11 protein-coding genes are annotated in these 10,902 nt (G+C 60.2%); 5 read left to right on the top strand and 6 right to left on the bottom strand.

What is annotated here, in order from left to right:
• Nucleotides 1-54 precede the first annotated feature (54 nt).
• The 3 genes from ACOTZD_RS09740 to ACOTZD_RS09730 are packed head-to-tail and all read left to right on the top strand — an operon-like array spanning nucleotide 55 to nucleotide 1,894.
• Complete coding sequence (locus tag ACOTZD_RS09740) at nucleotides 55-669, top strand: methylthioribulose 1-phosphate dehydratase (protein ID WP_022650583.1); 615 nt, start codon at nucleotides 55-57, stop codon at nucleotides 667-669.
• Nucleotides 666-1,355 carry an acireductone synthase gene (gene mtnC, locus ACOTZD_RS09735; protein WP_174401993.1) on the top strand — a complete coding sequence of 230 codons (690 nt, stop codon included), beginning with the start codon at nucleotides 666-668 and terminating at the stop codon, nucleotides 1,353-1,355. Before ACOTZD_RS09740 ends, mtnC begins: the two co-directional genes overlap by 4 nt.
• Nucleotides 1,352-1,894, top strand: coding sequence for a 1,2-dihydroxy-3-keto-5-methylthiopentene dioxygenase (locus ACOTZD_RS09730; protein ID WP_023315605.1), 543 nt, complete (start codon nucleotides 1,352-1,354; stop codon nucleotides 1,892-1,894). Before mtnC ends, ACOTZD_RS09730 begins: the two co-directional genes overlap by 4 nt.
• Before the next feature lie 53 nt (nucleotides 1,895-1,947).
• On the opposite strand, the gene ACOTZD_RS09725 is transcribed toward ACOTZD_RS09730, so the two are convergent.
• Together ACOTZD_RS09725 and mtnA are read right to left on the bottom strand one after the other, a co-directional pair.
• Entirely contained in the window at nucleotides 1,948-2,418 is a 471-nt protein-coding gene (locus ACOTZD_RS09725) for an SRPBCC family protein (RefSeq protein WP_174401992.1), read from the bottom strand.
• Between the two features lie 42 nt (nucleotides 2,419-2,460).
• Complete coding sequence (mtnA, locus tag ACOTZD_RS09720) at nucleotides 2,461-3,477, bottom strand: S-methyl-5-thioribose-1-phosphate isomerase (RefSeq protein ID WP_100154318.1); 1,017 nt, start codon at nucleotides 3,475-3,477, stop codon at nucleotides 2,461-2,463.
• A 102-nt stretch (nucleotides 3,478-3,579) separates the two neighbouring features.
• Here mtnA and mtnK point away from each other — a divergent pair, with 102 nt between their 5' ends.
• Complete coding sequence (mtnK, locus tag ACOTZD_RS09715; protein WP_045345787.1) at nucleotides 3,580-4,779, top strand: S-methyl-5-thioribose kinase; 1,200 nt, start codon at nucleotides 3,580-3,582, stop codon at nucleotides 4,777-4,779.
• 52 nt (nucleotides 4,780-4,831) lie between these two features.
• On the opposite strand, the gene ACOTZD_RS09710 is transcribed toward mtnK, so the two are convergent.
• The 4 genes from ACOTZD_RS09710 to ACOTZD_RS09695 are packed head-to-tail and all read right to left on the bottom strand — an operon-like array spanning nucleotide 4,832 to nucleotide 9,648.
• Entirely contained in the window at nucleotides 4,832-6,073 is a 1,242-nt protein-coding gene (locus ACOTZD_RS09710) for an LVIVD repeat-containing protein (RefSeq protein ID WP_022650578.1), read from the bottom strand.
• The gene (locus ACOTZD_RS09705) at nucleotides 6,070-7,134 is read right to left on the bottom strand and encodes a sugar ABC transporter substrate-binding protein (RefSeq protein WP_022650577.1); all 1,065 of its coding nucleotides are present in this window, start codon (nucleotides 7,132-7,134) and stop codon (nucleotides 6,070-6,072) included. Before ACOTZD_RS09705 ends, ACOTZD_RS09710 begins: the two co-directional genes overlap by 4 nt.
• Before the next feature lie 19 nt (nucleotides 7,135-7,153).
• Nucleotides 7,154-8,149 (bottom strand): ABC transporter permease, encoded by a 996-nt coding sequence (locus ACOTZD_RS09700; protein WP_023315600.1) that lies wholly within the window; start codon nucleotides 8,147-8,149, stop codon nucleotides 7,154-7,156.
• Nucleotides 8,146-9,648: a sugar ABC transporter ATP-binding protein gene (locus ACOTZD_RS09695; RefSeq protein WP_045345791.1), complete on the bottom strand. Its 1,503-nt coding sequence runs from the start codon at nucleotides 9,646-9,648 to the stop codon at nucleotides 8,146-8,148. Before ACOTZD_RS09695 ends, ACOTZD_RS09700 begins: the two co-directional genes overlap by 4 nt.
• A 159-nt stretch (nucleotides 9,649-9,807) precedes the next feature.
• Here ACOTZD_RS09695 and ACOTZD_RS09690 point away from each other — a divergent pair, with 159 nt between their 5' ends.
• On the top strand, nucleotides 9,808-10,896 hold the full coding sequence (locus ACOTZD_RS09690; RefSeq protein ID WP_047054246.1) for an oxidoreductase: 1,089 nt from the start codon (nucleotides 9,808-9,810) through the stop codon (nucleotides 10,894-10,896).
• Nucleotides 10,897-10,902: the final 6 nt, after the last annotated feature.

Raw genomic sequence — 10,902 nt, 5'->3', positions numbered from 1 at the left:
GACGCTTAGACGTCTAAACGATATAAATATTCCTGGCCGAGAGGGTAAAAGGAAATGACAGACAACCTGCAACTCACACACCTGGTCGAGGCCTGCCGCTGGATTGGCGCTAAAGGCTGGGCGCCCGCTACCGGCGGCAATATGTCCGTGCGTCAGGATGAACACCTGTGCTGGCTGAGCGAATCCGGAAAAGATAAAGGTAGCCTGACCACCGCCGATTTTCTACAGGTTGAAATCGCCACCAACCGTGCGCCGTCTGGCCGTAAACCGTCGGCAGAGACCGGGCTGCATACCCTCATCTATCGCCTGTTCCCCGAAGCTAACGCTGTCCTGCACGTTCACACCGTCAATGCCACGGTGCTGTCGCGGCTGGTGAACGAGGCCGAGCTGAAGATCACCGGTTTCGAGATGCAAAAATCCCTTACCGGGCAGACCACGCATCGGGATACGGTGGCCATCCCGGTGTTTGATAACGACCAGGACATCGACGCCCTCGCCTCGCGCATCGCCCATTACGCGCAGGAACGCCCGCTTAATTATGGTTTTCTTCTGCGCGGCCATGGCTTAACCTGCTGGGGACGCGACGTGGCCGAAGCCCGCCGTCATCTGGAAGGTTTAGAATTCTTATTTGAATGCGAAATGCGTTTACGACAATGGGAGAGAGTATGATTCGCGCGATTGTGACGGATATTGAAGGGACCACCAGCGATATCCGTTTTGTCCATGATGTTTTGTTCCCCTACGCGCGTGAGCGGCTGGCGGCCTTCGTGACCGCGCAGCAGTACGCCGAGCCGGTCAAATCGATTCTGGACAACCTGCGCGATGAAATCAGCGCTCCGCATGCCAGCGTCAGCGATCTCATCAACGTGCTGTTTACCTTTATGGATGAAGACCGCAAATCGACGGCGCTCAAAGCCCTGCAAGGCATCATCTGGCAGGACGGTTACGTCAACGGTGACTTTACCGGACACCTCTATCCTGACGTACTGCCCACGCTGGAAAAGTGGAAGGCACAAGGGATTGATCTCTATGTTTATTCCTCTGGCTCCGTCGCCGCGCAGAAACTGTTATTTGGCTACAGCGACGAAGGTGATATTACTCACTTATTCAGCGGCTATTTTGATACCCACATTGGCGCCAAGCGCGAGGTGCAGTCTTATCAAAATATTGCGGCGCAAACGGGCATCGCCCCGTCGCAGATCCTGTTTCTGTCGGATATTCATCAGGAGCTGGACGCGGCTGAACAGGCGGGTTTTCGCACCCTGCAACTGATTCGCGGTGAAGATGACGGCGCAAGCCATCACCATCAGATCCACCAGTTTGACGAGATTAATCCGGAGCAGATCCCTTCATGAGCGCATTGACCATTTATTCCGATAAAGACGCCAGTCAGCACCAGTGGCACAGCACCGACGCCGCCGAGATTGCCCAACAGCTCAACGCAAAAGGCGTGCGGTTTGAACGCTGGGCTGCGGATCGCGATTTAGGGCACGATCCCGCGCCTGAAGCCGTGATCGCTGCGTATCAGCATGCGATCGACAAGCTGGTGGCAGAGAAAGGTTACCAGAGCTGGGATGTGATCAGCCTGCGCGCCGACAATCCGCAGAAAGAGGCGCTGCGCGCGAAGTTCCTGAACGAACACACCCACGGCGAAGACGAAGTACGTTTTTTCGTGGAAGGGGCGGGATTATTCTGCCTGCACATCGGCGATGAGGTGTATCAGGTGCTGTGCGAGAAAAACGACCTGATTTCCGTGCCCGCAGGCACGCCGCACTGGTTTGATATGGGCTCAGAGCCGAACTTTACCGCCATTCGTATTTTCGATAACCCGGAGGGTTGGGTGGCGCAGTTTACCGGGGATGCGATTGCGGATGCGTATCCGCGCCTGGCCTGATCTTTTCTCCCTCTCCCTGTGGGAGAGGGTCGGGGTGAGGGCACCAGCGCGCACTAAGCGTTAAGCCCTTTCACATACCCCACCAGCTGATCCAGCACAATCCCCCACCCTTCGTGAAATCCCATCTGTTCATGCTGCTCGCGGATTTCCTTCGTGGGGTGGCGCGCTATCGCCGTATAGCGGGTTTTGCCCTCCCCGGCGTCTTCCAGGAGCAAAATTGCCGTCATAAACGGCTTCTCGGCCGGTTTCCAGCCTTCGGTATAGCCGTCGGTAAAGACCAGCTTTTTCCCCGGATCGATTTCAAGGAATACGCCCCGGTTATCCATCCGCTGCCCGTCCACCTCAAACACGGTATTGAACCGCCCGCCCACGCGCAGGTCGTGGTCGCATTCGGTCACCTTATGGGGAGCAGGAATGAAGAAGTTTTTGATGTGCTCTGGCGTAGTCCAGCAGAGCCACAGCAGATCGCGCGGTGCGTCCACTACGCGCTCCAGTTTTAAGTCTGTTTCAGGATCGAGCGTCACGATGTTGTCCTCTTAAGGGAGCCCCTTAAAGGATAGCCGGACTCAGGCAAATTTCCCTTCCGCCACCTCGTCCGGAGTGACCACGCCTGTATCCAGTACCCAGCCGCTAATCAGCGAGGCGGGGGTGACGTCAAACGCCGGGTTATAGACCTGCGCGTTTTGCGGTGCCCACTGCACCGCGCCAAAGCTTCCGGCGACGCCCGTCACCTCGCTGGCGGCGCGCTGCTCAATCGGGATCGCGTCGCCGTTCGGGCAGTCCGGGTCGAGGGTCGTTTGCGGCGCGGCGACATAGAACGGAATGCCGTGGAATTTCGCCAGCACCGCCAGAGAGTAGGTGCCGATTTTGTTCGCCACGTCGCCGTTGGCCGCAATGCGGTCTGCCCCCACCCACACGGCGTCCACCTGCCCTTTTGCCATCAGGCTGGCGGCCATGGAGTCGGTAATTAGCTGATACGGCACGCCCAGCTCGCCGAGTTCCCACGCGGTCAGCCTGCCGCCCTGCAATAGCGGACGGGTTTCATCCACCCAGACGTTGCTTACCTTGCCTTCCTTATGCGCGCGAGCAATCACCCCCAGCGCGGTACCGACGCCCGCCGTCGCCAGCCCGCCGGTGTTGCAGTGGGTCAGCAGACGGCTGCCGGGCTTCACCAGCGCGCTGCCCGCTTTTGCAATCGCGTCGCAGAGCCGTTTGTCTTCGTCAATCAGGCGCAGCGCCTCAGCCACCAGCGCCGGAACGAAATCCTCTTCCCACAGCGCAAGCTTCATGCGGTCGAGGTTGTTCATCAGGTTTACCGCCGTCGGGCGGGATGCGCGCAGGGTTTCCATCGCCACCGCCAGCTCGTCGCGGCTTTTGCCGCTTTCCGCTAACAGCGCCAGCAGCAGGCTTGCAGAGAGACCAATCAACGGCGCGCCACGTACGCGCAAAGCGTGGATATGCCCGACCAGCGCCTCGACCGTCGAGGCATCCACCCAGCGTTTCTCCTGCGGAAGCGCCTGTTGGTCGAGAATAAAGAGCTGATTATTCGCCACCCGCAGGCTGGTCGTCTGTAATGTCTGCATGTCGTTAATTCCCTGTTGCGTTGTTGTAGCACATTGTGTCAGGATGAAATCCAGATGTATAGACGTCTACATGTCTTAATTAGCAAAACTGAGGAGCAGGCCATGTCGCAATACCGTACCTTTACCGCTCAGGACGCCGTGGAGTATGCCAGGCAGTTTGGCGGACTTGACGATCCGTCATCCCTGGTAGAGGCGCAGGAAGTGGGCGACGGCAACCTCAATCTGGTTTTTAAAATTTTCGACAGCGCGGGCGTCAGCCGCATCGTCGTTAAGCAGGCGCTGCCCTACGTACGCTGCGTCGGCGAATCCTGGCCGCTGACGCTGGATCGTGCCCGTCTTGAAGCGCAAACCCTGGTCGAGCATTACCAGCACAGCCCTCAGCACACCGTGAAAATCCACCACTTTGATCCGGAACTGGCGGTGATGGTGATGGAAGATCTCTCCAGCCATCGCATCTGGCGCGGCGAGCTGATCAGAAATAATTATTACCCACAGGCAGCGCGTCAGCTGGGGGAATATCTGGCTCACACCCTTTTCCACACCAGCGATTTTTATCTGCATCCGCACGAGAAAAAAGCGCAGGTGGCAAAATTCATCAACCCGGAGATGTGCGAGATCACCGAAGATCTGTTCTTCAACGATCCGTACCAGATCCACGCGCGCAACAGCTACCCGGCCGAGCTGGAAAACGATGTTGCCGCCCTGCGCGACGACGCCCAGCTTAAAATCGCCGTGGCCTCCCTCAAGCACCGCTTTTTCGCGCACGCCGAAGCCCTGCTGCACGGAGACATTCACAGCGGCTCGATTTTTGTGGCCGACGGCAGCCTGAAGGCCATCGACGCTGAGTTCGGCTATTTCGGGCCGATGGGCTTTGACGTTGGCACCGCCATCGGCAACCTGCTGCTCAACTTCTGCGGCCTGCCGGGGCATCTGGGCATTCGCGATGCCGCCGCCGCGCGCGAGCAGCGCCTGACCGATATTCAGGAACTGTGGAACACCTTTGCGGAGCGCTTCCAGGTACTGGCAAACGAGAAAGCCCGCGACGCCGCACTCAGCGCACCGGGCTATGCCTCCGCATTCCTGAAAAAGGTCTGGCACGATGCCATCGGATTCTGCGGCACCGAGCTGATTCGCCGCAGCGTCGGGCTTTCCCATGTGGCGGATATCGACACCATTCAGGATGAAGCGATGCGTCACGAATGCCTGCGCCACGCGATATCCCTCGGTAAAGCGCTGATTGTGATTGCCGACCGCATCGACAGCGCGGAAGAGCTGGTGGCACGGGTGCGGCAGTACAGTTGATTTTCTCCCTCTCCCTGTGGGAGAGGGCCGGGGTGAGGGCATCAAACCGCACTCACCCCAGATACTCAATCACCGACAGCCCGCCGTTATAGTCCGTGCTGTAAATAATCCCCTGCGCGTCCACAAACACGTCACACGACTGGATCACCTGCGGGCGATTCGGCCGCGTATCCATCATCCTCTCCGGCGCCGCGGGCACCAGCGCTCCCGTTTCCACCGGGCGATACGGATTGGAAATGTCATACGCGCGCACGCCCGCGTTCTGATACGTCGCGAAGATCAGCGTGGAGCTGACAAAGCTCCCCGGCCGGTTCTCGTGCAGGTTGTGCGGGCCAAAATGCGCCCCTTTCGCCACGTAGTCGATTTCATCCGGCTGCGGGAAGGTAGAGATACTCACCGGGTTCGACGGCTCGCGAATATCAAACAGCCAGATCAGCTTCTCGCCGTCTTCCTGGTTATCGAGCACCGCTTCGTCCAGCACCACCAGCAGATCGCGGTCCGGCAGCGGCAGCGCGGTGTGCGTCCCACCGCCAAACGGCGGGCTCCAGTTACGGTGGCTAATGAGCTTAGGCTGGGTGCGATCCTTCACGTCCAGCAGCGTCAGGCCGCCGTCGCGCCAGCTGCCGTACGCGGTATCCCCGGCAATAATCGCGTGGTGGAGGGCGTAGCGTTTCCCTTCCGGCCAGTCCGGCTGTTCGCCTGCGGACTGGTTCATCCCCGGCAGCCACCAGCGCCCCGCCACCTCGGGCTTGCGCGGGTCCGCCAGGTCAATGGTCAGGAAAATGTAGTCGGTAAAACCGTCGATCAGCGCCGACACGTACGCCCAGCGGCCACCGACGTACCAGATGCGGTGAATGCCGATGCCGCTCAGCGACAGAAAGCCGATTTCGCGCGGCCTGTCCGGCGTGGAGATATCAAAAACGCGAAGCCCGGCGCTCCAGCCCCTGTCCTGAACGTCGCTGACGGTCTCTCCTACCTGACGGGTGTAGTAGACCTTCTCGTCGGCGAAGCGGGCATCGGCAAACAGATCCCGGGCGTTGATCACCAGCAGCAGGTCGTCATGCGCCTGGAGGTGCACGTTCCAGGTGCCCGGCGGCGCGGGGACATAGCCCGCGGGTTTCGGATTTTTTGGATCGCGCACGTCGACAATCGAAAAGCCCTGCGACACCATATGGCCGATATACGCAAAGCCGCGGTGCACCATCAGCTGCACGCCGTCCGGGCGACCGCCCTGGTCGCTATGGCCAATCAGCCGCATATTGCGGCTGTATTCTGGCGTAGGAAGCATGCTCATTTATTTTTCGCTTCCAGCGTCGCAAACCACGGCGCGATAAAATCTTCCGTCTGGCCCCAGCCCGGAATGATTTTGCCCAGCGACGCCACGTTCACCGCCCCCGGCTGCGCGGTCAGCAGCGCCTGCGGGATCGCAGCGGCTTTGAAGTCGTAGGTGGCAGGCGTGGCTTCACCGGCAATCTTGTTGGCGATCAGGCGTACGTTGGTCGCGCCAATCAGCTTCGGATCTACCGCCACGCTCACCTTCCACGGGCTACCCGGCTCGCGCATCAGCTGTAAATCCTGGTTGGAGATGTCGATGCTGTAGAGTTTGATCTCGGTGCGGCCGTTCTCTTTCAGCGCCTTATACGCGCCCTGGCTGAAGGCATCCCAGGTCCCCCAGATGGCGTCGATTTTGCCTTTCGGGTATTTCGCCAGGATCGCGCCCACCTTGTTGGCGGTGTCGCCCTGCACGTCAGAGGAGACCGCGCCGATGGACTCCAGCTCTTTAATCTCCGGGTACTGCTTTTGCAACTCTTTATACGCCGCCTGACGACGCTCCATCGGCGGGAAGCCCGCTACCCACAGCTTGACGATATTGGCCTTGCCGTTGAAATCTTTCGCCAGCTGGCCGAAGGAGAGATTGGTCAGAGAGGCATCGTCCTGTTGGGTAACGGTCACGCCCGGAATCTCGCCGTTGACGGCGGTATCAAATACGGCGACCTTGATCCCGGCATCCACCGCCTTTTTTACCAGCGCGGTGGAGTACGGATCGCGGCCCTGAGACAGGATAATCCCGTCATATTTCTGGCTGATGGCCTGGTTCACGAAGTCCTGGAATTTAGCGTCATCCCCGTTGCTCAAAAAGGTGCTGACCTTAAAGCCGAGCTTTTTCCCTTCCTGAATGGCCCCGGCAACAAACTGCGTGGTGTTGTCGTCTGAGCCGAGGTTGCGGATCACCGCAATGCGAATGGGGCCGTCATGGTTGGCAATGGCCGCCGGGAGCGGTGCGGGCGTGGCCGCGAAGCCAGGCAGAGCGGTGAATAACCCTAATGCCACCAAAGAGAGTGCAATCTTTTTCATTTTTTATCCCGTTGTGTTGTCAGCGTTTTTGTATGTAGGTAATCGCCAGCGCTACCGCGAGCACCAGCCCTTTTATAATGTCCATGGCGTAATACGGCACGGAGAGCATCACCAGCCCGTTCGACAGCACGCCGAGAATCACCGCCCCGACCAGGGTCCCCAGGGCATTCGGCTTGCCGGACCCGGCCAGCGAGAAGCCGATCCACGCCGCCGCCACCGCATCCATCAGGTAACCGCCGCCCGCGTTCACCTGCGACGACCCAATGCGCGAGGCCAGCAAAATCCCGCCCAGGCCCGCCAGCAGGGAGGCAATCACGTAGGCTGCCACCTTGTAGCGCGTGGTGCGAATGCCAGAGAGGCGCGCGGCTTCCGGGTTGCCGCCAATGGCGTACATCCGGCGTCCATGGGTGGTCAGCGACAGGCCAAGCTGCGCCAGAATCGTCACCACCAGCATGACGATCACAATGGTCGGCACCTGCCCCAGAAGGCTGAACGCCGCCGGAATGGTCCCTTCCGCCATGTCGCCGCTCGGCAGCACCATGTTCTCGGTAATCGACCCGCCGTAGCTGTAGGTCATCGCCACGCCCTGGATGACAAACAGGCTGGCAAGGGTCGCGAGCATGTCCGGAATACGCAGGATGACGATCAGAAAGGCGTTAAACAGGCCGACCAGCGTGCAGAGCGCGAGAGTGATTACAATCGACTCGGTGGTGCCGAAGCCGTGCCAGACGAAAAGCGAAATCACCAGCGCGTTCGCCAGCGACGCGGTGGATCCCACCGAGAGATCGAACCCGCCGACGGTCAGGGAGATCGACACGCCGATGGCAATCACCGTCACGATGGCAATCGAGCGCAGAATGTTAATGATGTTGTTCGGATCGAGGAAGCTGTCCGACGCCAGGCCAAAGACGGCCACCAGCGCGACGACGGTCAGCAACATGCCCCATTTGTAGAGAAAATCAAAAAGTTGCTGACGGCCAGACGCCGCCGCGGTCACTGAAAGGGCCTTGCTCACGACGCCGTTCCTCCGGTTGAATAATAAAGTAGTGTCTCTTCCCGGGCCTCTGCCCCGGCGATTTCCGCCACGATGCGCCCGTCCCACAGGACACAGATGCGGTCGCACAGCCCGACCAGTTCGGCAAATTCGCCCGAGGCGTAAATCACCCCTTTGCCCTCGCGCGCCAGGCCGTCGATCAGCTGGAACAGATCGGTTTTGGCCTTCACGTCTACGCCTTTGGTCGGCTCGTCGAAGATCAGCACGCTCGCGTCATTGCGCAGCCACTTGCCGATGGCGACCTTCTGCTGGTTGCCGCCGGAGAGACGTCGCAAAACCTGCCCGGGGCCGCGGGCGCGAACGCCGACGCGGGCGATCACCTCCTCCGCCCAGCGCCACGCCTGACGATGGCCGAACAGGCTCCAGCGCGAGAAGCTGTTATCGGCGCACACGGCAAGATTCATGCTCACCGGCTCGTCGATAAAAATGCCCTCTTTGCGCCGCTCTTCCGGCACCAGCGCCAGGCCGCGCAGCACCGAGTCCGCCGGGTCGCGCGGTTTCCAGTCCTGATGGTTCAGCTCGCCGTTCGCGACGCGGCTTTTACTGGCGCCAAACAGCGCCTTACAGAGTTCCGTTTTCCCCGCGCCCGCCAGCCCGGCAATGCCGAGAATTTCGCCCTTGCGCAGGTGCAGCGAGATATCTTTCAGCAGCGCGTCGTCGTGCAGCCCTTCAACCCGCAGCAGCGTTTCGTCGCCGTGCGGCGGGCGCGGGGGCGGATAGATATCGCTCAGCTCGTGGCCGAGCATCTTCTCAACGATCGCTTCACCGCTGAGATCGGCCATCGGGCCAGACTCAATCAGCCTGCCGTCGCGCAGCACCGTCAGGGTGTCGCAGATAGCTTTTAGCTCGTGAATGCGGTGAGAGATAAACACCACGCCGATGCCCTGCTGTTGCAGACGTCTTACTACCGCAAACAGACGCTCGCTCTCGTGCGCGTCAAGCGGCGCGGTGGGTTCATCAAGAATCAAAAAACGGCAGTGATGAGATAACGCCCGCGCCAGCAAAATCTGCTGTTTTTCAGCCAGCGTGCAGCCGTCGATGGAGCGGCGAACGTCGAGCGAAACATCCAGCTGCGCCAGCGCCTGCCGCGCCTGCTGGCGGATGTCGCGCCAGCGGTAGCGGTGCCCTGGCTGCGCCAGCTGGTCGAGCATGATGTTTTCAGCAATGCTTAACCCCGGGATCAGCGCCACGTCCACCTCCTGCTGCACGAGGTGGATGCCCAGCCGTTTGGCGTCCAGCGGCTCGCGGATGCTTACCGGCTGGTTGTTAATGCAGATTTCGCCTTCATAGTGGTCGTGCGTCCCGCACAGCACCGCCATCAGCGTCGATTTCCCCGCGCCGTTGGCGCCGGTCAGCGCATGCACCGACCCGCCGTTCAGGGTGAAATCCACGCGCGACAGGGCCTGAAAGCCGGAAAAGGCCAGGCTGATACCGCGCATCTCTAGGCGACTGGAAACCATCCGCGTAAATCCTTCATTACTCTTCTGATTTAGCGAATTTTTCACAGCTCCGGTTGACTGACAACGACGGAAAAGGCATAAGATAAAGCGAAATATTATTAGCCATCCGGATGTCCAGACATAACATCGGGTTAGCGCTTGCTAAAAAAGGACAACTTCATGAGCAACACCGATATCCGCGTCGTACCCGGCCCGGCGAACTACTTCTCTCATCCGGGAAGCCTTGCACACCTGGATAATTTCTTTACTCCGGAACAACTTTCCCGCGCGGTGTGGATCTACGGCGAGCGGGCAATCGAGGGCGCACGCCCTTATCTGCCGCAGAGTTTTAACGCGACGGGGGCAAAACATCTGTTGTTTAAGGGCCATTGCAGCGAGCGTGACGTCACTCATCTGGTAAACGAGTCGGGAAGTGAAACCAGCGTGGTGATTGGCGTGGGCGGCGGTGCGGTAATGGATACCGTCAAGGCCGTGGCGCGTCGTCTGGGCGTGCCGTTCGTGGGCATTCCCACTATCGCCGCCACCTGCGCGGCGTGGACCCCGCTCTCCGTGTGGTACAACGATGCCGGTCAGGCGCTACAGTTTGAGATTTTTGACGACGCCAACTTTCTGGTGCTGGTGGAGCCGCAGATCATCCTTAACGCCCCGGCGGAATACCTGCTGGCGGGCATCGGCGATACGCTGGCGAAGTGGTACGAAGCGGCGGTGCTCGCCCCTCAACCTGAGAGTCTGCCGCTGACCGTGCGTCTTGGCCTGAACGGTGCGCTGGCGATCCGCGACGTGCTGCTGGAACGCAGCGAAGAGGCGCTTGCAGATCAGCAGCGCGGCGAACAGACGCAGGCGTTCCGGGACGTGGTGGATGCGATTATTGCCGGAGGCGGAATGGTCGGCGGTCTGGGTGAGCGCTATACCCGCGTGGCGGCGGCGCACGCGGTGCACAACGGCTTAACCGTGCTGCCGCAGACGGAAAAATACCTGCACGGCACCAAGGTGGCCTACGGCATTCTGGTCCAGAGCGCCCTGCTCGGCCAGGACGACGTGCTGGCGCAGCTGGTGGCGGCATACCAACGCTTTAACCTGCCGATCACGCTTCGCGAGCTGGACGTTGATGTAAACAACCGCGACGAGCTGGATAAGGTCATTGCCCACACCCTGCGCCCGGTGGAGTCGATTCACTATCTGCCGGTGACGTTAACGCCTGAGGTGCTGCGCGCCGCGTTTGCGAAGGTGGAATCCTTCAGTCGTTAATTGCGC

Source organism: Enterobacter cloacae complex sp. SHL022 (genome assembly GCF_049237785.1).
Classification (GTDB): Bacteria; Pseudomonadota; Gammaproteobacteria; order Enterobacterales; family Enterobacteriaceae; genus Enterobacter; species Enterobacter hormaechei_C.
This window is presented reverse-complemented; position numbering and strand designations above follow the sequence as displayed.